Genomic DNA, 22,763 nt, shown 5'->3' with positions numbered 1-22,763 from the left:
CACCCTGCCTGCGAAAACACCAATCGTTGGGGCTTACCAACGATTATTCCCCCACGGTGGTGTCCGAGTGCGCCCCGCAGCCGTAGGAGGAGGCCACCACGTGCCCGTCCGCTGAGTACTCGTTGGCGCAGATGCCGAAGTTCTCGCCCACCGGCTGCTCCAGCGGAAGATAAAACGCGCAGGAGCGGCACGACAGCGCGGCCTTTTCGGCGAACTCGCTGTTGGGGCCGAACTCGCCGGTGCGCCAGCGCTTCTTCGCGTCCTCCAGGCCGGTGGTGGTGAGGTAGCGCTTGGTGTCGCGGCCGGTAAACGTGACGGCCTCGCGGGAAAAGGAGTCGTCGGTGACGCGGTCGTCGTCAGGCGAAAGCTCCATGATGTCGCCCGGGCCCAGGTCGCCGGGGCGCAGGCGGTCGGAGTACGGCACCCAGTCCGGCGCCTCCAGCGCGCCCTGCGAGGGCACGAGCGCGACCTCGTTGACGGTGACCCAGTCCGCGCCGTCGGCGCAGGCCACCACGGCGTTCCATTCCCAACCTGCGTAGCCGGGCACGTCGGCGGCGAAACGGTGGGTGGCCACGTTGCGGCCGAGCCCCGTCACGCCGATGTGCTCGCCGACTTCCCCGTCGGCGATTTCGGCCAGCGCCTCCCGTGCAGTGGCGACTGCGTCGGTGGACAGCAGGGGGCTGCGCTTTCGGGGGTTGCGGGATCGGTTGTTGGATCGTGACACGGTTCCCCATTATTGCCCACGTGGTGCAGGATGGTTGCCATGGGTCGATTCACGCTTGCCGCCACCTGTTCCGCGCTCGCTGTCTTGTCGGGCTGTTCCTCCCCCGAGACCGCGGGGCCGGACACGCAGCGCCTCACCGCGCACGTCGAGGAGCGCCTGCCGTTCGACGACACCAGCTTCACCCAGGGTCTGGAGGTCGCCGAGGACGGCACCATCTACGTCGGCACCGGCCAGGAGGGCGAATCCCGCCTGTACACGCGCACGCCCGAAGGCGACGAGTTGCGGTCGACTGATTTGGATCCGGAGTTCTTCGGCGAGGGCATTACGCTTCACGACGGCACGGTGTGGCAACTGACCTGGCAACACGGCACCGCAATCAAGCGCGACGCCGCAACACTGGAAGAAACCGGCCGGGCGAATTACGCCGGCGAAGGCTGGGGCCTGTGCTCCCGCGCCGACGAGGACGAGCTGATCTTCTCCGACGGCACAGCCGAGCTGCGCCGCATGGACCCGGAAACCTTCGAGGAGCGCGAGCGCTTCACCGTCACCATGGACGGCCAACCGGTGGAGGGCCTCAACGAGCTCGAGTGCGCGGGCGACGAGGTGTACGCCAACGTCTTCACCACCACCAACATCATGCGCATCGACGCCGACTCGGGGAAAGTCACCGCCGTCATCGACGCCTCCGCGCTGGACAACAACGCCGCGCCCGACCCGAACAACGTGCTCAACGGCATCGCACACATCCCCGGCACCGAGGAGTTCTACCTCGCCGGCAAGCGCTGGCCCGACATGTACCGCGTGACGTTTAAGCCTGAGACCGCCGCCAAGTAGGATCGTGCGCCATGGCACCCAAACGCGCAGCAACTCAGCAGTGGAAAGTCCTGGCCATCGCCCTAGTTGGCGTGGTGGTGCTGGTGGGGGCGGTCTACGCCTTTATGAGCTACCAGCAGAACAAGCCAGGCACCCCGGTACGCGACCTCGAAGTCGCCGTGGCTGCCGCCGGGCAGACCGAACAGGTGCCCGTATATACAGTGTGCGAGCTGGACGTGGAGTGCCCCGGCGGTGAGCCGCCGAGCATGCGCCTGCCGGATCAGGGGGACGTGACTATCACTGTGCCCGGCGAGATCGAACGCAACAGCTGGCGCCTGCTGCTCATCTACGACGACCCCGCCGCCAACACCGAGCGCGTGTTCACCTCCGGCGAGTCCGGCGAGGAAACCGTCCCGGCGGTCACCGAGTCCGGCGCGAAGCTCGTCGTCGCAGAGATCACGACCTTGGACATTGAAAAAGGCGATGACGGGGAAGAAACTCCCGTCATCGCCACGTGGTCCGTCGGCTTCGACTAAGCCGAAGGTGCGTCGCTAAGCATCCAGCTCCCGGGCCACCGCCCGCAGGATCCCCGCAACCTGGCGGCCCTCCTTGCGGTCCGGGTAGCGGCCGTTGGTCAGCGCTGGCTGGACCTGCGTCTCAATCAAGGTCATCACATCCGCCAGCATGCTGCCCAGCTCCTCCGGCTTACGACGGTGCACAGGGCGACGCTTCGGCTCATCGAGCACTTTCACACGCAGCGCCTGCGGGCCACGGCGGCCGGCAGCGAAATCGAACTCGATGCGCTGGCCTGCGACCAGCTCGTCCACGCCATCGGGAAGCACGGACTTGCCGATGAAGACGTCGTCGTCGCCCGGGTTGGACGCGAAGCCGAAGCCCTTTTCGGTGTCGTACCACTTCACCTTTCCAATAGGCATGGCATCCTCCTTTAAGGTTCCGGTACATGGCCCGCCCATTGCAGGCCAAAATAAAGGCTTTACACTACACCTCCGCCCCGAAAACCGCGACTGTGACCCAGAACACCAAAACCCGCCGGGAGGTGCGCGACCTGCGGAAACGTTAAGCTCGTCTGTCACATGAACACCATTCCGTGCCGCTTGCGTGACACAATCGTTACAAATGGTTAGGCTGTCCCGAGAATTGGCGGTCAACGACGAGAGGAAACGAATCATGGGACGCCACTCCAAGAAGACCACCTCCACGGGCAAGAAGGCTCTGGCAGGTACCGCAGCAGTTGCAGCACTGGCAGGCATCGTCGCCCCGCAGGCAACCGCAGCTCCGGATTCCGACTGGGACAAGCTCGCACAGTGCGAGTCCGGCGGCAACTGGTCGATCAACACCGGCAACGGCTACTACGGCGGCCTGCAGTTCAACTACGGCACCTGGCAGGCATACGGCGGCGGCGAGTTCGCCCCGACCGCAGACCAGGCCACCCGCGAGCAGCAGATCATCATCGCCGAGCGCACCCTGGCCCAGCAGGGCTGGGGCGCATGGCCGGCCTGCTCCGCGCGCTACGGCCTGAACTCCGCGCCGACCAACCGCGACGCGCAGGCAGCCCAGGCGGCTCCGGCACCGAAGCCGGCTCCCGCCCCGGCACCGGCAGCTGCAGCACCGGCAGCCCAGACTTCCTCCAACGGCAACGAGACCGACGAGCTGTACGCGAAACTGCGCGACGCCATCAACGGCCTCGGCTTCCAGGTCCCGGCCACCGTCCAGGACAACTACGCCGCAAACCGCAACGACTACAACGCGTTCTACGCAGCTAACCAGCCGCTGGTGGACGCCGCACTGGCCGGCGACTACGCGAAGGTCGCCCAGCTCATCGGCTCCAACTTCAGCAACCAGGTCAACGACACCCTGGCTTCCCTGCAGCAGACCTACCTGCCGCGCTAAGCGCTGAAGCTCTGAAACACAGAAACCCCGCCTCCGGGCGGATTTTCTTTTGCCCCCAAGGCGGACCGTCTAGCGCGGAGGGCAGACCTGCTAGACGATCACGATCCGCGCCATACGTTTCCCCAGGTCGTATTGCGCTTGATTGTCAATAAGAGCCGGATCGTCTAGCACCCCACCGACTCTGCTAGACGATCAGCGCAGAGACCACGACCGCCCCCAAACACACGAAAAAGGTGGCCCCGCAGCACGGGGGCCACCTTCGGTGCCGTCGCTAAGCGAAAGCTAGCGGTTGATGCGCGTGGTCGGGTGGACGTAGCCGGTCTCCTCCGCCTTCAGCGGCAGGATCAGCTCGTCGCCGAACGGGCTCGCGGCGCCGGTGAGCTTGGAGGAAATCTCGGTGACCGGGTGACCGTTACCAGGGGTGTGCGTGGGCCACGCCGGGTTCGCGCGACCGATCTTCTCTACATCTTTAGCCATGCCCCTCATTCTTTCACGCCGGGGACGAAAACGCACGTAAACTCACCCCCGCAATGTCTACCTTCCCCGAATTCTTGCAGTCGCTTAGCGACGATCAGCTCCGCCTACTCATCCGCACCCGGCCAGATGCCTTCTTCCCCACCCCGCCCTCGGCTGGGTCGTTGGCCACGCGGCTGGGCTTGCCCGGTTCCGCGTCGCGGGCGTTGCGCCAGCTCACCGCAGCCGACCTGGCAGTGCTGGAGCGCCTCGCCGACGCCGGCGCGGAGCTGGACCCGGTGGACGCGGGCGAGCTCGGCGAGGTGGCGCACCTGCGGGAACTCGCTTTGGTCTACGGGCCGGCGGAGGCTCTGCGGATCTCCCCCGGCACGCTCACCGCGCTGCCCCCAGGCTGGCGCGTGACCGACAGCCTGCCGGCGGGCGCGGACGAAGCGCTGGAGGCGCTGCCCGCCCGCGAGCGCAAGGTGCTGGAGACCCTGGCCTCCTCGGGCGGGGTGGGCACCACCTCGGCGGCCGGGCCCGACGCGGACCCCGCGTCACCCGTGGCGAAGCTGCTTGCGGCCGGTTTGTTGGTGCGGGTGGACGCGAACACGGTGCGGCTGCCGCGGCCGGTGCGCGACGCGATGCGCGGGATCCAGCCGCGTGAGTTCCCGCTGGAGGCGCCCGCAGTGGACGAGGTGGACCAGGCTGCGGTGGACGAAGCCGCGACCTCCCAGGGCCTGGATGCCGTGCGCCAAATGCGCCAGCTTGTCATGGCGCTCATGGACGCCCCGGTCGCTCTGAACAAGGACGGCACCGTCGGCGTGCGCGCCGCGGCGAACCTGGAAAAGAAACTCGGCTTCGACCCGAGGCTATTGATCACCATCGGCGAGGCGGCGGGCCTTATCGGCCGCGGCAACGTCGACGACGAGGACGTGCTCGCCGCCACCCGCGACGCGCTGACGTGGATCGACGCCACGCTTTCGGACCAGTGGGCGATCCTGATGGTCGGCTGGGCCGCCTCCCCGTGGCGCGCCGACACCGCCGCGAAACTCTTGTCCGCGGATATGCACGCGCCCGCGGTGCGCCACGCACGGCTGACCATCCTGCGCCACGCCGGCCGCACCGACCAGTTGCTGTTCCACGCCCCGCTGGAGGCCAGCGGTTTCTCCCCGCGGCTCATCCAGGCGGTGGTGGATGAGGCCCAGTTCGTCGGCGCGCTCGCCGGCACCCCGCAGCCGGCGCAGTCCTCTCCCCTGCTGGCGCTGCTGGGCAGCGAAGACGTCGCCGCCGTGGCCAAGGAGCTCGTGCCGGCGTCCGTAGACACGCTGATTGCCCAAGGCGACATGACAATGCTTGCCCCGGGCCCGCTCGAGCCGGACATGGCGTCGTTTTTGGAGCGCATCGCCGAGCTCGAATCGCCGGGCCTGGCCAGCGTGTGGCGGGTCACGGAGGCGTCGGTACGCCGCGGCCTGGACGGCGGGCTCACCGCCGAGGAGGTCCACGCCTGGCTCGACCGGCACGTCATGGGCGAGGTGCCGCAGGCAATCGCGTTTCTTGTCGACGACACCGCCCGCACCCACGGTGCCATCCGCGCCGGCAGCGCGCTGAGCTACATCCGTTCCGCGGACCCGGCGCTGATCGCCACCGCGGCCGAGCGCTGCGGCCTGCGCGTCCTCGCCCCCACCGTCGCGGTGTCCGATCAGCCGTTGTCGAAGCTCATGGCGCAGCTGCGAGCGGCCGGGATGCAGCCCACCGCGGAGGACAACACCGGCGCGACGCTGAACATGGCGCCCGAACCCGCGCTGGTCGCCGCCACCCCGTCTACCCTGCCGCGCACCCCAAAGGCCACCGAGGAGCAGGTCGAAGCGATCGTGGCCAAGCTGCGCGCCGATTCCGGCTCCGACGCGGATGCCGGGGCCGGCGACATCTTCGAAACGCTGCGGGCGGCGGCCCGGGCGAGGCGGCATGTGGCCGTAGGTTTCGTGGATAAGCAAGGGCGCGGCCGCACGCTCACCGTGCTGCCGCTGAGCGTGAGCGCGGGGCAGGTCGACGCGCTCGACGAGGCCGCCGATCACGTGGTGCGCATCGCCCTGCCGCGCATCACCAAAGTGGTGCTGGCCTAGCGGCTGACGCGCTCCAGGATTTCCAGGATGTGCTCGTAGTCCTTACCGGTCGCCGCGGTTAGGCCCAGCTCGCAGGTGCGGTTGGACGACGCATGGCAGGCCGACCCCAGCTCGGCCGCCTGCGCCGCCTCGCGCTTCGTCGCAGCGTGGGTCAGCTCCGGGTGCAGCATGCCGCGGTCGCCCGCGTAGCCGCAGCAGTTCCACTCGGCGGGCACGCGCACATCTTCGGCCGCGGCACCAGCGACGCGCGCCAGCGTATCGACGATCCCAAGGTGCGTCGCCGAACACGTCGGGTGCAACGTCACAGAGTCCACCTTCTGCTTCACCTCGAGGCGCTCGAGCACCTGGTCCTCGACGAACTCGATGGCATCGATGACCTTGATGCCGATGCCCTCGGCCATGTCGCGGAAACCGTGGGTGCAGCTGGACGCGTCCACGACCACCGGCAGGCGCCCGCCGTCGGTGGCGGCGATGAGCTGGTCGTTGACGCGGCGCTGCATGATGTCGTGGCCCGTGCTCATGCCTTTCGACGCCCACGGGGTCCCGCAGCACATCCCGTCGATGCCCTCCGGGACGGACAGCGCGAGCCCCGCACGCTCGACCAGCTTCGCAAACGCCTCGGAGGCGCCCACACCCTCGCCCTGCGGCCCGAACATGGAGTTCACGCACGCGGGGACGAACACGCCCGCCGGCTCCGCGCCCGGCGCGCCGATGCGGGTGCCGAACGCCTTGGAGCGCTTCACCCCGCCCTTGGACAGTTCGGGGCGGTACTGCGGCACCGTGTCATCGCCCACCAGCCCGCGGGCGACGTCGGTGACCTTCTGCACCAGTTTGGTCGGCATGTAGTAGGCGCCGGTCAACGCCGCCGAGGCCAGCGTGTTGCCCGGGCCCCACGCCTTCGCCGCGGCCGCCCAGCCGGCGGATTCCGCAGCTCCCGCCTGGCCGCGGCGCAGGGATTTAATGAACTTGCCGGTATCGATCTTCACCGGGCAGGCGGTCACGCACATCGAGTCCACGGCGCAGGTGTCGATGCCGTCGTACTGGTAGGCCTCGTCGAGGTGCTTGACCAGCTCGGTGTCGCCTTCCTGGATCGCCTTCGCGCGGGCACGGCGCACCACGATGCGCTGGCGCGGGGTCATAGTGATGTCGCGCGAGGGGCACACCGGCTCGCAGTAGCCGCACTCCACGCACGAGTCGATTTCGTCTTCCACCTGCGGGTTGAGCTTGAAGTTCTTCATGTGCTCGCGCTCGTCGTCGGTGATGATCACGCCCGGGTTCATCACCCCGCGCGGGTCGGCGGCGCGCTTGAGCTCCACCATGACCTCGTAGAGTTCCTCGCCGTACTGGCGGCGCACGTACGGCGCCATCACGCGCCCGGTGCCGTGCTCGGCCTTCAGGTTGCCGCCGGCGCCGAGCACGAGGTCGACCATCTCCTCGTTGAAGCCGTCATAGCGGGAGAGGTTCTCGTCGCCTTCGAAGCGGTCGGTGATGAGGAAGTGGATGTTGCCGTCTTTGGCGTGGCCGAAGATGACGGCGTCGTCGTAGCGGTAGGCGTCGAAAAGCTGCTGCAACCCGCCGCACGTGTCGGCGAGGTCGCCCACGGGCACGGCGATGTCCTCGAGCAGCGCGGTGGTGCCGGACGGGCGCGCCTCCGCGACCTGGGCGTAGAGGCCCTTGCGGAAGGCCCAGGCCTTGGCGGCCTCGGCGGCGTCGGTGGTGAAGGCCGCCGGGGTCTGCAGGTCAAACCCCTCCAGCAGCTTCGAGCCGGCGGCTTCGTATTCGCGCAGCTCATCGGCCTCGTTTGCGTGGTACTCGATGAGCAGCGCCGCCTGGCCGGACAGTTCGAAGCCGGTGATCTGTTCTGGCACCGAGTCGAAGGTGCGGCCGACCTTGATGGAGCGCGAGTCCATCAGCTCAAGCGTGGCGGCCTTCGAGTCGAACAGCGCGGGCAGCGAGCGCGTCGCCGCGTCCAGCGTCGGGTACACCGCGATAGTGGTGGTTTTCAGCTTCGGCACCTCAATAGTGCGCAGCACGGCCTCCGCGATGAACGCGAGCGTGCCCTCGGACGCGACCAGCAGGTGCATGAAGATGTCCAGAGGCGACTCGTAGTCCAGGAACGCATTCAACGAGTAGCCCATCGTGTTCTTCAGCGCGAAGTGGCGCTCGATGGTGGCCACGGATTCCTTGTTCTCGCGCACGCGGCGCTTGAGGTGCTCCAGCTTTGCGACGAGCTCCGCCTCCTCCCGCGCAAACTGCGCCTCCGCGTCCTTATGCGCCGTGTTGATGACGGTGCCGGAAGGCAGCACGAACGTCATCGATTCGATGGTGTTGTAGGAGTTGTACTGCGTGCCGCAGGCCATGCCGGAGGAGTTGTTGGCGATCACGCCTCCCATGGTCGCCGCGCCTTCGGACGCGGGGTCCGGGCCGATCTTGCGGCCGTACGGGGCGAGGTGGGCGTTGACCTGCCGCACCGTGGAGCCGGGCTGGACGCACACGCGCTTGCCGCCGTCGAGGACTTCCACGCCGCGGAAGTGCTTGCGCACGTCCACGAGCATGCCCGCACCGCCGGCCTGGCCGGACAGGGAGGTGCCGCCGCCACGCAGCACCACCGGGGCGCCGGAGGAGGCGGAGGCGCGGAAAGCTGCCGCCACGTCGTGGGCGGTGCGGGCTTCCACCACCACGTCCGGGGTGTAGAGGAAGTGCGACGCGTCGTGGGCGTACTTGATCCGGTCGATCGGGCGGGTGGAAAGCGCCTGGTCGGAGCCGAGTTCGCGGGACAAATGCTCTTCAGGGGAGGAAATGGTTGTGGTCATAAATCCATGCTAGCCCCGCCTCTGTCCGCTACCCGAACTTCGGTACTTTATTGGTAATTTAGACGTGTGACAACAATCGAAATCCGCAATCTGAACAAGCGCTTCGGCGACGTCCAAGCCCTCGACGGCATGAGTTTCACCGTCCACGACGGCGAGATGTACGGCTTCGTCGGCTCCAACGGCGCCGGCAAGTCCACCACGATGCGCATCGCCCTCGGCGTGCTCGCCGCTGATTCGGGCGAGGTGCTCCTCGACGGGCGCCCGCTTGACGACGACACCCGCCGCCGCATCGGCTACATGCCCGAGGAGCGCGGCCTGTACGGCAAGGAAAAGATCCTGGACCAGCTTGTTTTCCTGGCCAAGCTGCACGGCGTCGACGGCAAAGCCGCAAAGAAGCGCGGCACCGAGCTGCTCGACCAGCTCGGCCTCGGCGAGCGCCTGGGCGACAAGCTCGACGACCTCTCACTGGGCAACCAGCAGCGCGTCCAGCTCGCCGCGTCGCTTATCCACGACCCGGACATCCTTATCCTGGACGAGCCGTTTTCCGGCCTCGACCCCGTCGCCGTGGACGTGATGAGCACGATGCTCACCGACCGCGCCCGGGCAGGAGTGCCCGTCATCTTCTCCTCCCACCAGCTGGATCTGGTGCAGCGCCTGTGCGACCGCATCGGCATCGTCACCCGCGGCCGCATGGTCGCCGAGGGCACCGTCGACGAGCTGCGCTCGGGCGGGCCGGTTCGGTTCCGCGTCGGCACGCAAGCGCGCGGCTGGATCCCGGAGGGCATGAAGCTTATCGACGACTCCGCCACCCACGTCATCCTCGAAGCCCCAAGCGCCCAGGACGACCAACGCATCCTGCAAGCCGCCATGGCCGCCGGCCCAGTCCACGAGTTCACCCGCGTCGTGCCGGATCTGGCCGACCTGTTCAAGGAGGTTGTGCAGTAATGAAGCCGTACTCCCCCATGCACACGATCACTACTACCGCCAAGCGGGAAGTCCAGATTTTGCTGCTGAAGAAGGGCACCATCATCTCGCTGGTGATCCTCCTGTTGGCCATACTGGGTTTCATCGGCTTCGCCGCCTGGCAAAAAGACAAGGACGAGTCCGGCGAGGCCGGCCCGGCGGTCGCCGCGGTGGGCGTGGACCCGCAGCTGCTCAACGACGCCGGCTACGACGGGCGCGCCGCCGCCGACCGTAACGAAGCTGAGCAACTCGTCCGCGACGGCGACGTCAAGGCCGCGCTGGTGGCCGAGGAAAACCGTTGGGAGGTCGTCAGCGACGGAATGCCATCGACGAGCATCCTCGCCGGCCTCGAGGGACTATCGCAGCAGTACTCGCGCGCAGAGACCCTGGACAACCTGGGCATCTCCGCCGCAGATTACGAAGCCGCCTCCCCGCAGATCGAAGTCGTACCGGTAGACATCAACGACAGCGGAGACACCGAGCAGCAGCTCCTGCGACTGCTCACCACGTTTATCGCGCTGATGGTGGTGATCTTCACCGTGATCACCTTCGCCGCGCAGGTGGGCAGCCGCGTCACAGAGGAGAAGTCCTCCCGCGTGGTGGAGCTCGTGCTCGCGTCGGTGCGCCCCCTGGACTTTTTGGCCGGCAAGCTGCTGGGCACCCTCGCGCTGGGCTTCGTCGCCACCGCCGTGCTCCTGGTTGTCGGCGTTGTTGGGCTGAAGGTCTCCGGACTCGTGGACGACATCGAGTTCGACTGGGCCGTCGTCCCCATCCTGCTGATCGCGTGGACACTGGCGATGCTGTTCTTCGGTGCCCTCTATGCCGCGGCGGGTGCGATGGTGCAGCGCACCGAGGACCTGCAGTCCACCCAGATGCCGATCCTGCTGCTGATCATGGCGTCCGCGTACATCCCCGGCTTCGGCTGGATGAGCACCGATGCCACCTGGATGCAGGTGATGAGCTGGATCCCGCCGTTTTCCATTTTCGCCGCGCCGCTGTCGTATGCGGCCGGGGACTTCACCGCGGCGCAGCTGGCCGGCTCCTTCGTCCTCGCAGCACTCGCGACGGCGCTGGCGGTGTGGGCCGCCGCCCGCATCTACAAGCGGACGATTCTCAACAACGGCAGCGCGACCAAATGGTCGCAGCTGCTGCGCAGGGGCTAGCGGAGCTCGTCGATAAGCTGCTGCGGGTCCACACCCCCGAGCTCCCCCGACTCCGCAGCCTTGCGAACGATCTCGAATTTGCGCTCGCGCTCCTCCACCAGCCGCAGGCCTTCGCGCAGGACTTCACTGGCGGAGGCGTAGCGGCCGTCCTGAATGAGCTGGGCGATGAACGTGTCGTAGCGTTCGCCGAGTACAACTGAAGTGTTCTTAGCCATACACGGCACGCTACCAACATTTAGGAGTAGATCGCATGGCTCTCGGCGACGGCCCACTGATCGTCCAATCGGACAAGACCGTCCTGCTCGAAGTCGCGCACCCGGACGCGCCAAAGGCTCGCGCCGCGCTCGCCCCGTTCGCGGAGCTCGAGCGCGCGCCCGAGCACATCCACACCTACCGCATCACCCCGCTGGCGCTGTGGAACGCCCGCGCGGCCGGCTTCGATGCCGAGCAGGCCGTGGACGTGCTCGAGCGCTACTCCCGCTTCCCAGTGCCACAGGCGCTGCTCGTCGACGTCGCCGAAACCATGGCCCGTTACGGCCGCCTCAAGCTGGTCAAGCACCCCGCGCACGGGCTGATACTGGAGGCGGACGACGCCGCGATCCTCACCGAGGTCACCCGCTCGAAGAAGATCCAGCCCCTGATCGCCAAGCCTATCGACGACACCACGGCCCCCGTCCACCCCTCCGCCCGCGGCCAAATCAAGCAGGAGCTGACCAAGCTGGGCTGGCCCGTGGAGGACCTGGCCGGCTACGTCGACGGCGAATCCCACCCGATCGCGCTAAACCACGACGGCTGGCAGCTTCGCGACTACCAGCAATACGCCGCCGAATCCTTCTGGGAAGGCGGCTCCGGTGTTGTCGTCCTGCCCTGCGGCGCCGGCAAAACCATCGTCGGCGCGGCGTCGATGGCGCAGGCGCAGACCACCACCTTGATCTTGGTCACCAACACCGTCGCCGGCCGCCAGTGGCGCGACGAGCTGCTGCGCCGCACCACCCTGACACCCGAGGAAATCGGCGAATACTCCGGGGAGAAGAAGGAGATCCGCCCCGTCACCATCGCCACCTACCAGGTGGTCACCCGCAAAACCAAGGGCGAGTACCGCGCGCTCGAGCTCTTCGACTCCCGCGACTGGGGCCTAATCATCTACGACGAAGTCCACCTCCTGCCCGCGCCGGTATTCCGCATGGCAGCAGACCTGCAGTCGCGCCGCCGGCTGGGGCTTACCGCCACGCTCGTGCGCGAGGACGGCCGCGAGGATGACGTGTTCTCACTCATCGGCCCCAAGCGTTACGACGCACCCTGGAAAGAACTCGAGATGGCCGGCTACATCGCCACCGCCGAATGCGTCGAGGTCCGTACCACACTCACCGACGAGGAGCGCCTCACCTACGCCACCGCCGAGACCCGCGAGCGTTACCGTCTGGCGGCTTGTTCGGCGGGCAAGCTGGAGGTCGTCGATAGGCTGCTGGCAACGCATAAGGGCCAGCAGATCTTGATCATCGGCGCGTACGTGGAGCAGCTCGAGGAGATCGCCGCGCGTATCGACGCCCCGCTGATCGACGGCAAAACCACCACCAAGAAACGCGAAGCAGCCTTCCAGGCATTCCGGGACGGCGAAATCTCCACCCTGGTGGTGTCCAAGGTGGCCAACTTCTCCATCGACCTGCCCGAAGCCGCCGTGGCCATCCAGGTCTCCGGCACCTTCGGCTCCCGGCAGGAAGAAGCGCAGCGGCTGGGACGGTTGCTGCGCCCCAAATCCGACGGCGCCGAAGCAGTGTTTTACACCGTCGTCGCCCGCGACACCCTGGACTCCGAGTACGCCATGCACCGCCAACGCTTCCTAGCCGAGCAGGGCTACGCGTACCGGTTGGTCGACGCCGCCGACCTTTAGACTTGTATGCCATGAGTGGCATGAAGGTATTCAAGTTCGACGTCGACGAGGAGTTTGCGAAGCAGCACAACGAAATGGTGCGCGACACCCGCAGCCTCGTCGCATCCGGCATCGCGATCTTTGTCATCTCCCTGATCGTCGGCGTTGCCGTCTGGTTCCTTGTGGACCCGTCCTCGCCGTGGCACTGGCTCGGTAGTTTTGGCGCCGTACTGTTCGGCATTTTGATGCTGGTGGTCGCGCTGCTGATTCCGCGCAGCGTGGGCAAGACCCAGGACATCTACGACTCCAACCCCCTCGCCCCCGCCATAATCACGGAGCGCGCCGGAACGACGGTGACGCTGACCGCGCTGGTGAACCTCAACGTGGATCCTGCCCTTCCCCCGCGCTGGGCCATCACCTCCCGAGTGATGCAGCCGCTGCCGAACACCGCCGACAAGGTGGGCACCAAGGTACCGGTCGCCGCCGTAGGCGCACAACGCTCCGCCCGCGACCAACAGCACTGGCAGACCATCACGCCCATGCCGATCGCCTGGGGCACGCCCGACGAGGCCGTGGTCACCTCCGCCCGGAAGTCGATCCCCCAGGACCAGTGGTCCACGCTAGAGCGCGCCCGCAAGAAGGCCGAACTCGTCGAGCGCTCCAAGAACTCCCTCGTGGAGCTCTAGCGCTCCTGTTTCCGGGGGTGGTGAAGACGGGGGTGCCGGGCTCGGTAGTTGGTGGGCGCAGACCCATGATGGGTGCGGGCGCAGTTGTCCGCAATGCGGAGTCCGATCTGGAACCACGGTTTCGTGGGCGTGCCCCATTGTTGGTGCTGTCGTGGTTATCGGCGTTGCGGAGTTTCGCGGGGGTGGCTTTCGTAAACGTTGACGATCCAGCCATTTTCGGCCGCTGTTTACCCAGGTGAGAAATAGCCGGCGTCAGCTTCTACGAAACCGCCAGACAAATGATCCGTGGGTACGCGCCCATAGTTGGTGCCGCCGCGGTTGTCCGCAATGGGGAGTCTGGACCGGCCCCGGGTTTTTGTGGGTGCGTTGTTGGTCGAGTAGTGGAGGTCGAGTCCATCGGTGTACGCGGGCGTACTCGACGTCCGGTACTCGACTTTCGCCCCGCAGTAAGCGTCATCGTGGCTGCGTGTGCTGGCCCCGCGACCTATTCCGCCCCCAGTGAATGACTCACGCCCTGCCGGGTGGTTACGCCACGGTTGTCCGCAAAGCGGGGACCCCGCCCAGCCGTCCCGGTCGGGGACTGTGCGCATACGAAAGCACCCGCTGTAAGCGTGGTGCTTACAGCGGGTGCTTGTGTGTGAAGTTGTTGGGTCGGCGGTAACCTACTCTCCCACTCCCTCCCGGGGGCAGTACCATCGGCGCGGGCGGGCTTAGCTTCCGGGTTCGGAATGGGACCGGGCGTTTCCCCGCCGCCATCAACCACCGACACACCTATACGGGGCATGGTCGGCTGATCAACAATCAGCGATATGCAATTAAGTCGGCCAACCCGGTGAATGCCGGGTGGTGTGTTGTGTCAGTGACTGCACAGTGGACGCAAGCAACATGCTTTTGTGTTTTTTCGCGGTGTTCACAACCTATCAGTGTGTCAATGGTGTTTATTGGTGTATTAGTACCGGTCGCCTCCACACATTACTGTGCTTCCAGGTCCGGCCTATCAACCCAGTAGTCTCCTGGGAACCTCAAATGAAACCTCATCTTAAAACAGGCTTCCCGCTTAGATGCTTTCAGCGGTTATCCCTCCCGTACGTAGCCAACCAGCCGTGCTCCTGGCGGAACAACTGGCACACTAGAGGTACGTCCGTCCCGGTCCTCTCGTACTAGGGACAGCCTTCTTCAAGTTTCAACGCGCGCGGCGGATAGAGACCGAACTGTCTCACGACGTTCTGAACCCAGCTCGCGTGCCGCTTTAATGGGCGAACAGCCCAACCCTTGGGACCTACTCCAGCCCCAGGATGCGACGAGCCGACATCGAGGTGCCAAACCATCCCGTCGATATGGACTCTTGGGGAAGATCAGCCTGTTATCCCCGGGGTACCTTTTATCCGTTGAGCGACACCACATCCACAAGTAGGTGCCGGATCACTAGTCCCGACTTTCGTCCCTGCTCGACTAGTAAGTCTCGCAGTCAAGCTCCCTTGTGCACTTACACTCTAAACACCTGATTGCCAACCAGGCTGAGGGAACCTTTGGGCGCCTCCGTTACATTTTGGGAGGCAACCGCCCCAGTTAAACTACCCACCAGGCACTGTCCCCAACCCAGATCATGGGCCAAGGTTAGATATCCACTACGGTCAGAGTGGTATTTCAACAACGACTCCACACACACTAGCGTGCATGCTTCCACATCTCCCACCTATCCTACACAAACCGCACCGAATGCCAATACCAAGCTATAGTGAAGGTCCCGGGGTCTTTTCGTCCTGCCGCGCGAAACGAGCATCTTTACTCGTACTGCAATTTCACCGGGCCTGTGGTTGAGACAGCAGGGGAGTCGTTACGCCATTCGTGCAGGTCGGAACTTACCCGACAAGGAATTTCGCTACCTTAGGATGGTTATAGTTACCACCGCCGTTTACTGGGGCTTAAATTCTCCGCTTCGACCACAACGGCCTAACGGGTCCTCTTAACCTTCCAGCACCGGGCAGGCGTCAGTCCGTATACATCAACTTAACCGTCTTCGCACGGACCTGTGTTTTTGATAAACAGTCGCTCCCCTCTCTTCTCTGCGACCCCAACCAGCTCAACACGAACATGTGTCACCAGTTGTGGTCCCCCTTCTCCCGAAGTTACGGGGGCATTTTGCCGAGTTCCTTAACCACAGTTCACCCGCTCGCCTTAGTATTTTCTACCTGACCACCTGTGTCGGTTATGGGTACGGGCCGTACATGCACATCGCTAGAGGCTTTTCTCGGCAGTACAGGATCACCAACATCACCCAACATGGGCTACGCATCACGCCTCACACTCATGGCAACCGGATTTGACCAATGTTGCCGTGCCACACGCTTGCACCGCAATCCAATAAGCGGCTTAGCTACCTCACTGCGTCACCCCATCACTGACCTACCACGGATCAGGCCCCACGCATCACCACCAACCAACCGTCCCAAAGGACGGCAACGATCGGCGGATCAGGGTGGTTAGTCTCACCGCTTCGATACTGGGCGCGCATACACGGGTACGGGAATATCAACCCGTTAACCATCGACTACGCCTGTCGGCCTCGCCTTAGGACCCGACTCACCCTGGGAAGACGAACTTGACCCAGGAACCCTTAGTCATCCGGCGGGCAAGATTCTCACTTGCCATTCGTTACTCATGCCTGCATTCTCACTCGCATGCAGTCCACCGCTCCTTCCGATACGGCTTCACCCCACACACGACGCTCCCCTACCCAAACAACAAATGTTTGCCGCGGCTTCGGCGGTGTGCTTGAGCCCCACTGAATTGTCGGCGCGGAACCACTCGACCAGTGAGCTATTACGCACTCTTTCAAGGATGGCTGCTTCTAAGCCAACCTCCTGGCTGTCTTCGCGATCCCACATCCTTTTCCACTTAGCACACCCTTAGGGGCCTTAACCGGCGATCTGGGCTGTTTCCCTCTCGACTATGAAGCTTATCCCCCACAGTCTCACTGCAATGCACCACTTCAACCGGTATTCGGAGTTTGGCTGACGTCGCTAAGATGATAGTCCCGCTCAACCAACCAGTAGCTCTACCTCCGGCAAGCTCACATCACGCTGCACCTAAATGCATTTCGGGGAGAACCAGCTATCACGGAGTTTGATTGGCCTTTCACCCCTACCCACAGCTCATCCCCTCAGTTTTCAACCTAAGTGGGTTCGCGCCTCCACAACCTCTTACAGCTGCTTCACACTGGCCATGGGTAGATCACCCCGCTTCGGGTCCAGGACATGCCACTTGCCACCCTATTCGGATTCGCTTTCGCTACGACTACCCCACAAAAACGGGTTAACCTCGCGACATGCCGCTGACTCGCAGGCTCATTCTTCAAAAGGCACGCCATCACACACAAACGGTGCTCTGACGGATTGTAAGCGCATGGTTTCAGGAACTCTTTCACTCCCCTCCCGGGGTACTTTTCACCATTCCCTCACGGTACTTATCCACTATCGGTCACACTGAGTATTTAGGCTTACCGGGTGGTCCCGGCAGATTCACAGCAGATTCCACGAGCCCGCTGCTACTCGGGGAAAAACACAAACAACACAACCACACACACCTTCACGTACAGGACTCATCACCTACTCCGGTGCACCATCCCAGATGCTTCCGCTGATGTATGCGCATTGCGCTTGCAGTCGGCAGCCTGCAACATTTACGCCCCACAACACCGCACACGCAACCCCTGCCAGGTATCACACGCACACGGTTTAGCCTCATCCGCTATCGCTCGCCACTACACACGGAATCACAATTGTTTTCTTCTCCTACGGGTACTGAGATGTTTCACTTCCCCGCGTCAACCCCCACACAGACTATGAATTCACCTGCGGGTAACACCACACAACCGGTGCTGGGTTTCCCCATTCGGACATCCTCGGATCAACGCTTTGTTGGCAACTCCCCGAGGCATAACGCAGCCTCACACGTCCTTCATCGGCTCAGCATGCCAAGGCATCCACCATACGCCCGTAACAAAACACACGGACACACAAACAAACAGGTACAAACACCAAAACACAAAAAAGAAAGATACTCGCGTCCACTATACAGTTCTCACACAACACAACCCCACACACAAACAACCACACCAAAAGCAGCCATCCATGCAAGTAGGGCCCAACAGGAACAACTTTGTGCTGCCCCAGACACCCAACAGTGCACCAACGCAAAAACCCTTTTGTCACGCAAAATCGGTGTATCCACCAACCCCAACACCACGCAGCACACACCCCACCATCAGCCACCAACACCACCATCGAAGCAGCATCAGCGCCTGCGGGTATGCCTCCACCCGGCAAAAACAAAACATATGGCAGTCACACACTCGGCGACTCAACCACACTCGCCCACAACTGTGGGCCAAAAACAAAAACTCCTTAGAAAGGAGGTGATCCAGCCGCACCTTCCGGTACGGCTACCTTGTTACGACTTCGTCCCAATCGCCGATCCCACCTTCGACAGCTCCTTTTGACAGGCCACTGGCTTCGGGTGTTACCAACTTTCATGACGTGACGGGCGGTGTGTACAAGGCCCGGGAACGTATTCACCGCAGCGTTGCTGATCTGCGATTACTAGCGACTCCGACTTCATGGGGTCGAGTTGCAGACCCCAATCCGAACTACGACCGGCTTTACAGCGATTAGCTCACCCTCACAGGCTCGCAGACGCGTTGTACCGACCATTGTAGCATGTGTGAAGCCCTGGACATAAGGGGCATGATGATTTGACGTCATCCCCACCTTCCTCCGAGTTAACCCCGGCAGTCTCTCACGAGTCCCCAACCGAATTGCTGGCAACATAAGACAAGGGTTGCGCTCGTTGCGGGACTTAACCCAACATCTCACGACACGAGCTGACGACAACCATGCACCACCTGTACACCAACCACAAAGGGAAACCGTATCTCTACGGCGATCTGGTGTATGTCAAGCCCAGGTAAGGTTCTTCGCGTTGCATCGAATTAATCCACATGCTCCGCCGCTTGTGCGGGCCCCCGTCAATTCCTTTGAGTTTTAGCCTTGCGGCCGTACTCCCCAGGCGGGGCGCTTAATGCGTTAGCTACGGCACGAACCCCGTGGAAGGGACTCACACCTAGCGCCCACCGTTTACGGCATGGACTACCAGGGTATCTAATCCTGTTCGCTACCCATGCTTTCGCTCCTCAGCGTCAGTTACTGCCCAGAGACCTGCCTTCGCCATCGGTGTTCCTCCTGATATCTGCGCATTCCACCGCTACACCAGGAATTCCAGTCTCCCCTACAGCACTCAAGTTATGCCCGTATCGCCTGCAGTCCCGCAGTTAAGCTGCGGGCTTACACAAACGACGCGACAAACCACCTACGAGCTCTTTACGCCCAGTAATTCCGGACAACGCTCGCACCCTACGTATTACCGCGGCTGCTGGCACGTAGTTAGCCGGTGCTTCTTCTCCAGGTACCGTCACAAAAACGCTTCGTCCCTAGCGAAAGGAGTTTACAACCCGAAGGCCGTCATCCCCCACGCGGCGTCGCTGCATCAGGCTTGCGCCCATTGTGCAATATTCCCCACTGCTGCCTCCCGTAGGAGTCTGGGCCGTATCTCAGTCCCAATGTGGCCGTACACCCTCTCAGGCCGGCTACCCGTCGACGCCTTGGTAGGCCATTACCCCACCAACAAGCTGATAGGCCGCGAGCTCATCCCACACCGAAAAACTTTCCACCACACCATCCAAAATGTGGTCCTATCCGGTATTAGACCCAGTTTCCCAGGCTTATCCCGAAGTGCAGGGCAGATCACCCACGTGTTACTCACCCGTTCGCCACTCGAGTACCCAAGCAAGCTTGGGCCTTTCCGTTCGACTTGCATGTGTTAAGCACGCCGCCAGCGTTCATCCTGAGCCAGGATCAAACTCTCCACAAAAAACGTTTCAGCAGAAACAGGCCGTGAAAAGCCCAATACCCAACCAAAAACAAACCAACCAACACCCAAACAGGCGCCGGACTGGCAAAATCCAAAAATTACAAAGGTTCAACAACCAACCCCCAACCCGACGGGGTCATAAGCAGGGGTCGGCCAAAAATACGTGAAACATGTTCAACCACACCCCACGCACACCATGAACCAAAAAGATGACGCGATTAGTCATTGGAATTCAACCACGCCACCACCGGCACACACCCAAAAAGAGCGTCTACCACACAGTGCACAAAACAAGGCAGGCAAACACACCCACGCAACAAAAGTACATTGGCACACTATCGAGTTCTCAAACAACACCAGCACACCCAACAACCAGAACCACACACGATCCCAGCCAGAAAAAGCGGCTTCGTCAGAAGCTACACAACCAACCAACCAAAAGTCAAACTCACGTTAAACCCCGGTTAACCAGAACGTAACCCCTATTCAAATTAACTCGTCCCTCCCAACCGGCCGAACCGCTCGGAAGCAACGGATGGAAATATAACCACGAACGTAAACTGCACACAAACCAGCAGGTAAACACTGGTTTTAGTGGTATGCGGCAATCGGGCCGTGCGGGCCTTCGATCACCTGCACCGGGGTATTAAAAATTTCGGTGAGCAAATCGTCGCGCATGATCTCCTCCACCGTGCCGAAGGCAAAGACCTGCCCATCCTTGGCAGCGCAGATGTAGTCCGCGTAGCGGGCCGCGAAGTTGATGTCGTGCAGCACGATCACGATGGTCCGGCCGAACTCGCGGGCGGCGGAATGCAGGTGCTGCATCATCTCCACGGAGTGGGATATGTCCAGGTTGTTCAGGGGCTCGTCGAGAAGCACGTAGTCCGTCTCCTGGCAAAGCACCATGGCTACATATGCGCGCTGACGCTGACCACCTGAAAGCTGGTCCAAGTAGCGGTGCTCGAGGTCGCGCAGCCCGAAGAAGTCGATGTAGCGGGAGATGATCTCCTCGTCCTCCTCGGTCAGGCGCCCGCCGGAGTATGGGAAGCGGCCGAAGCCGACAAGCTGGCGCACGGTCAGGCGGGTGACAAAGTGGTTTTCCTGACGCAGGATGGAGACCACTTTGGCCAGGTCTTTCGGGTTCGTGGAGGACACGTCCATCTGCCCGATGCGCACGGAGCCGGAGTCCAGCGCTAGCAGCCGGCCGATCATGGTCAGAAGTGTCGACTTGCCGGCGCCGTTCGGCCCCACCAAAGCGGTGATGCCGCCGGCCGGGATGTTAAGCGAGACCGGCCCGATGGCGGTGTCGTCGCCGTAGGCCTTGCTCACCTCGTTGAGCTCGATCACAGTCTCCCCTTCCGTAGGACAACGATGAGGAACGTCAGGCCGCCGACCAGCTCGATGATGATGGAGACGACGCCCTGGGCGTAGAAGATGTGGTTCATGACGAAGTACGCGCCCGCCAGAATGCAGTAGCCGAGCAGCGCCGCCATGGGGAACACGTATCGGTGGTCGTAGGTGTCCGCGAACTGGTACGCAAGCGTGGCCACCAGGAACCCGAGGAAGGTCATCGGCCCGACCAGCGCGGTAGAGACCGCCATCAGCACCGAGACCAGCACCAGCGTGAACACCGCGTGCTTTTTGTGGTTCACGCCCAGGTTCACCGCCACGTCGCGGCCGAGGCCCAGCACGTTGAGCCGGCGCGAGTTCAACACCATCAGCCCGGCCGCCACCAGCACCAACGGCACTGCCAGCGGGTAGTAGGCCGGGTCCGCGTTGTTCACCGAGCCGAACAGCCGGGCAGTGAGCACGTCGAACTCGCTGGGTGTGAGCAGGCGCTGCATGAACGTCGATACGCTGCCCAGTCCCCCTCCGAGCACGATGCCGACGAGCAGCATGGCGTGCATGTTCGGGTTGTCGCCGGCGAGCAGCCACGTGTAAAGAATCAGGCTCAGCCCCACCATGAGCACGAGCTGGATCACGAACATCTCCAGCGTGCGGGCGTTCAGCCCGGCGGCGCCGAGGAAGTACACGGTTGAGGTGTGAATGGCCACGTACAGCGACTCGAACCCCATGATGGACGGGGTAATGATGCGGTTGTTCGTCACCGTTTGGAACGCCACTGTGGCCACGGCCTGGCAGACCGCCACCACCGCCATGGCGATGACGGAGTTCAACCGGCGCTGCGCGATCAGCCAGTAGCCGCGGGTGCCAAAGTCCATGGGGTTTCCCCAGGACAGCAGGCCCGCGGTGAACAGCAGCGCGGCCACCACCAGCGATGCGGTGAGCAGCCAGTAGCGCCTCTTGCTTTGCGACGTTTGAAACGCGCCTACATCACGCATTCTTACCCCGCCTCACAATCAACGCGATAAACACGGCGGCGCCAACCACGCCGAGGATCACGGACACCGGCATCTCGAACGGCGCGATGACGATGCGTCCGAGCAGGTCGCACAGCGTCACCACCCCGATGCCGGTGAGGCAGACCCAGGGCAGGTTGGACCGGAGGTCGTCGCCACGCAGCATGCTCACGATGTTGGGGACGATGAGCCCGAGGAATGGGAGGTTGCCCACGACAACCGTGACCACGCCCGTGGCCACCGCAACGAGGCTGGTGCCCACGAGCACGATGCGGTTGTAATTCAGGCCGATGTTGGTGGCGATGTCTTCGCCCAAACCGGCCGCGGTGAGGCGGTCGGCGTAGAAGAACACGGCGATGACCACGAGCAGCACGACCCAGAGGATCTCGTACTGGCCGGCGATCACGCTGGTGAACGAGCCGGCGAACCAGACTCCGAGCGACTGCAACAGGTCAGTCTGCAGTGCGATAAAGGTGGACACCGCGCTGACCACCGCGCCGAGCATGATGCCCACGATGGGCACCACCAGGCTGGAGCGCAACGTCACGCGCCGCAGGAACGCGAAGAACACCATGGTGCCGATGAAGGCGGCGCCGACGGCGAGCAGCATGCGCGTCATCACGGAGCCGTCCGGGAACAGCAAAAACGACGCGAGCAGCCCCAGCCCGGCCCATTCGGTGGTGCCGGTGGTGGTGGGTTCGACGAAGCGGTTCTGGGTGAGCATCTGCATGATCAGCCCGCTCATCGCCATCGCCGCACCCGCGAGCACCAGCGCGATCGTGCGCGGCACGCGGGTGGCGCGGAACATTTCCCAGCCGTCCTCGGTGCCCAGAATGTCGTACTGCCCCACCATCAGCGACGCGGCAAGGAGGGCTAAAACAAGGACGACACCCGCCCCGAGCTTCCAGTCCAGAAGCTTGGGGCGGGTGGTGGTCGTTGTATCAGTCATCGAA

At 63.5% G+C, this 22,763-nt stretch carries 16 protein-coding genes and 3 rRNA genes; 8 read left to right on the top strand and 11 right to left on the bottom strand.

Features of this window, described 5'->3' with window-relative positions; genetic code table 11:
* Positions 1 to 43: 43 nt before the first annotated feature.
* The gene (locus tag CAFEL_RS03125; protein ID WP_194560474.1) at positions 44 to 724 is read right to left on the bottom strand and encodes a DUF3027 domain-containing protein; all 681 of its coding nucleotides are present in this window, start codon (positions 722 to 724) and stop codon (positions 44 to 46) included.
* A 39-nt stretch (positions 725 to 763) separates the two neighbouring features.
* On the opposite strand from CAFEL_RS03125, the gene CAFEL_RS03120 reads away from it, so the two are divergent.
* Both CAFEL_RS03120 and CAFEL_RS03115 read left to right on the top strand, forming a co-directional pair.
* Complete coding sequence (locus CAFEL_RS03120; RefSeq protein WP_194560475.1) at positions 764 to 1,558, top strand: glutaminyl-peptide cyclotransferase; 795 nt, start codon at positions 764 to 766, stop codon at positions 1,556 to 1,558.
* A gap of 11 nt (positions 1,559 to 1,569) precedes the next feature.
* Positions 1,570 to 2,073: a DUF2771 family protein gene (locus CAFEL_RS03115; RefSeq protein WP_194560476.1), complete on the top strand. Its 504-nt coding sequence runs from the start codon at positions 1,570 to 1,572 to the stop codon at positions 2,071 to 2,073.
* A gap of 15 nt (positions 2,074 to 2,088) precedes the next feature.
* Here CAFEL_RS03115 and CAFEL_RS03110 read toward each other — a convergent pair whose 3' ends face one another.
* The gene (locus tag CAFEL_RS03110) at positions 2,089 to 2,472 is read right to left on the bottom strand and encodes a cold-shock protein (protein ID WP_034999423.1); all 384 of its coding nucleotides are present in this window, start codon (positions 2,470 to 2,472) and stop codon (positions 2,089 to 2,091) included.
* Between the two features lie 253 nt (positions 2,473 to 2,725).
* Here CAFEL_RS03110 and CAFEL_RS03105 point away from each other — a divergent pair, with 253 nt between their 5' ends.
* Complete coding sequence (locus CAFEL_RS03105) at positions 2,726 to 3,448, top strand: resuscitation-promoting factor Rpf1 domain-containing protein (protein ID WP_194560477.1); 723 nt, start codon at positions 2,726 to 2,728, stop codon at positions 3,446 to 3,448.
* A gap of 282 nt (positions 3,449 to 3,730) precedes the next feature.
* Here the strand turns inward: CAFEL_RS03105 and CAFEL_RS03100 are convergent, their stop codons facing one another.
* Positions 3,731 to 3,925 carry a hypothetical protein gene (locus CAFEL_RS03100; RefSeq protein WP_034999421.1) on the bottom strand — a complete coding sequence of 65 codons (195 nt, stop codon included), beginning with the start codon at positions 3,923 to 3,925 and terminating at the stop codon, positions 3,731 to 3,733.
* A gap of 53 nt (positions 3,926 to 3,978) precedes the next feature.
* Between CAFEL_RS03100 and CAFEL_RS03095 the strand changes: the two genes are divergently transcribed.
* Positions 3,979 to 6,027 carry a helicase-associated domain-containing protein gene (locus tag CAFEL_RS03095; RefSeq protein ID WP_194560478.1) on the top strand — a complete coding sequence of 683 codons (2,049 nt, stop codon included), beginning with the start codon at positions 3,979 to 3,981 and terminating at the stop codon, positions 6,025 to 6,027.
* Here CAFEL_RS03095 and CAFEL_RS03090 read toward each other — a convergent pair.
* Positions 6,024 to 8,840 carry an FAD-binding and (Fe-S)-binding domain-containing protein gene (locus tag CAFEL_RS03090; RefSeq protein WP_194560479.1) on the bottom strand — a complete coding sequence of 939 codons (2,817 nt, stop codon included), beginning with the start codon at positions 8,838 to 8,840 and terminating at the stop codon, positions 6,024 to 6,026. The genes CAFEL_RS03095 and CAFEL_RS03090 overlap by 4 nt on opposite strands.
* A 66-nt stretch (positions 8,841 to 8,906) precedes the next feature.
* Between CAFEL_RS03090 and CAFEL_RS03085 the strand changes: the two genes are divergently transcribed.
* Together CAFEL_RS03085 and CAFEL_RS03080 are read left to right on the top strand one after the other, a co-directional pair.
* The gene (locus CAFEL_RS03085; RefSeq protein WP_194560480.1) at positions 8,907 to 9,785 is read left to right on the top strand and encodes an ABC transporter ATP-binding protein; all 879 of its coding nucleotides are present in this window, start codon (positions 8,907 to 8,909) and stop codon (positions 9,783 to 9,785) included.
* Positions 9,785 to 10,966: an ABC transporter permease gene (locus CAFEL_RS03080; RefSeq protein WP_194560481.1), complete on the top strand. Its 1,182-nt coding sequence runs from the start codon at positions 9,785 to 9,787 to the stop codon at positions 10,964 to 10,966. Before CAFEL_RS03085 ends, CAFEL_RS03080 begins: the two co-directional genes overlap by 1 nt.
* On the opposite strand, the gene CAFEL_RS03075 is transcribed toward CAFEL_RS03080, so the two are convergent.
* The gene (locus tag CAFEL_RS03075; protein ID WP_194560482.1) at positions 10,963 to 11,181 is read right to left on the bottom strand and encodes a type II toxin-antitoxin system ParD family antitoxin; all 219 of its coding nucleotides are present in this window, start codon (positions 11,179 to 11,181) and stop codon (positions 10,963 to 10,965) included. The two genes, CAFEL_RS03080 and CAFEL_RS03075, sit on opposite strands and share 4 nt — an antisense overlap.
* 35 nt (positions 11,182 to 11,216) lie before the next feature.
* On the opposite strand from CAFEL_RS03075, the gene CAFEL_RS03070 reads away from it, so the two are divergent.
* Positions 11,217 to 12,857, top strand: a complete 1,641-nt coding sequence (locus CAFEL_RS03070; protein WP_194560483.1) for a DNA repair helicase XPB — start codon at positions 11,217 to 11,219, stop codon at positions 12,855 to 12,857.
* Positions 12,858 to 12,868: 11 nt separating this feature from the next.
* Positions 12,869 to 13,522, top strand: a complete 654-nt coding sequence (locus tag CAFEL_RS03065) for a DUF3239 domain-containing protein (protein WP_353959477.1) — start codon at positions 12,869 to 12,871, stop codon at positions 13,520 to 13,522.
* Between the two features lie 649 nt (positions 13,523 to 14,171).
* On the opposite strand, the gene rrf is transcribed toward CAFEL_RS03065, so the two are convergent.
* The 6 genes from rrf to CAFEL_RS03035 form a co-directional block, all read right to left on the bottom strand.
* Positions 14,172 to 14,289: ribosomal RNA gene (rrf, locus tag CAFEL_RS03060) — 5S ribosomal RNA — on the bottom strand.
* Positions 14,290 to 14,452: 163 nt separating this feature from the next.
* Positions 14,453 to 17,534: ribosomal RNA gene (locus tag CAFEL_RS03055) — 23S ribosomal RNA — on the bottom strand.
* Positions 17,535 to 17,932: 398 nt separating this feature from the next.
* Positions 17,933 to 19,450 (bottom strand): 16S ribosomal RNA (locus CAFEL_RS03050).
* The 16S, 23S and 5S rRNA genes sit together here, the layout of an rRNA operon.
* Before the next feature lie 591 nt (positions 19,451 to 20,041).
* Positions 20,042 to 20,797 (bottom strand): iron ABC transporter ATP-binding protein, encoded by a 756-nt coding sequence (locus tag CAFEL_RS03045; protein ID WP_194560936.1) that lies wholly within the window; start codon positions 20,795 to 20,797, stop codon positions 20,042 to 20,044.
* Positions 20,794 to 21,792: an iron chelate uptake ABC transporter family permease subunit gene (locus tag CAFEL_RS03040; RefSeq protein WP_194560935.1), complete on the bottom strand. Its 999-nt coding sequence runs from the start codon at positions 21,790 to 21,792 to the stop codon at positions 20,794 to 20,796. Before CAFEL_RS03040 ends, CAFEL_RS03045 begins: the two co-directional genes overlap by 4 nt.
* Positions 21,785 to 22,759 (bottom strand): ABC transporter permease, encoded by a 975-nt coding sequence (locus CAFEL_RS03035; RefSeq protein ID WP_194560934.1) that lies wholly within the window; start codon positions 22,757 to 22,759, stop codon positions 21,785 to 21,787. Before CAFEL_RS03035 ends, CAFEL_RS03040 begins: the two co-directional genes overlap by 8 nt.
* Positions 22,760 to 22,763 lie beyond the last annotated feature (4 nt).

The organism is Corynebacterium afermentans subsp. lipophilum (assembly GCF_030408375.1).
GTDB lineage: Bacteria > Actinomycetota > Actinomycetes > Mycobacteriales > Mycobacteriaceae > Corynebacterium > Corynebacterium lipophilum.
Note: the sequence above shows the minus strand (reverse complement) of the source record. Positions and strands in the feature narration are given on the sequence as shown.

What these genes read in the sequence shown, in the direction of transcription:
- CAFEL_RS03090 (WP_194560479.1), bottom strand. Translation starts at nt 8,840, where the DNA reads ATGACCACAACCATTTCCTCCCCTGAAGAGCATTTGTCCCGCGAACTC.
- CAFEL_RS03075 (WP_194560482.1), bottom strand. Translation starts at nt 11,181, where the DNA reads ATGGCTAAGAACACTTCAGTTGTACTCGGCGAACGCTACGACACGTTC.
- CAFEL_RS03070 (WP_194560483.1), top strand. Translation starts at nt 11,217, where the DNA reads ATGGCTCTCGGCGACGGCCCACTGATCGTCCAATCGGACAAGACCGTC.
- CAFEL_RS03065 (WP_353959477.1), top strand. Translation starts at nt 12,869, where the DNA reads ATGAGTGGCATGAAGGTATTCAAGTTCGACGTCGACGAGGAGTTTGCG.
- CAFEL_RS03040 (WP_194560935.1), bottom strand. Translation starts at nt 21,792, where the DNA reads ATGCGTGATGTAGGCGCGTTTCAAACGTCGCAAAGCAAGAGGCGCTAC.
- CAFEL_RS03110 (WP_034999423.1), bottom strand. Translation starts at nt 2,472, where the DNA reads ATGCCTATTGGAAAGGTGAAGTGGTACGACACCGAAAAGGGCTTCGGC.
- CAFEL_RS03095 (WP_194560478.1), top strand. Translation starts at nt 3,979, where the DNA reads ATGTCTACCTTCCCCGAATTCTTGCAGTCGCTTAGCGACGATCAGCTC.
- CAFEL_RS03100 (WP_034999421.1), bottom strand. Translation starts at nt 3,925, where the DNA reads ATGGCTAAAGATGTAGAGAAGATCGGTCGCGCGAACCCGGCGTGGCCC.
- CAFEL_RS03035 (WP_194560934.1), bottom strand. Translation starts at nt 22,759, where the DNA reads ATGACTGATACAACGACCACCACCCGCCCCAAGCTTCTGGACTGGAAG.
- CAFEL_RS03120 (WP_194560475.1), top strand. Translation starts at nt 764, where the DNA reads ATGGGTCGATTCACGCTTGCCGCCACCTGTTCCGCGCTCGCTGTCTTG.
- CAFEL_RS03080 (WP_194560481.1), top strand. Translation starts at nt 9,785, where the DNA reads ATGAAGCCGTACTCCCCCATGCACACGATCACTACTACCGCCAAGCGG.
- CAFEL_RS03115 (WP_194560476.1), top strand. Translation starts at nt 1,570, where the DNA reads ATGGCACCCAAACGCGCAGCAACTCAGCAGTGGAAAGTCCTGGCCATC.
- CAFEL_RS03105 (WP_194560477.1), top strand. Translation starts at nt 2,726, where the DNA reads ATGGGACGCCACTCCAAGAAGACCACCTCCACGGGCAAGAAGGCTCTG.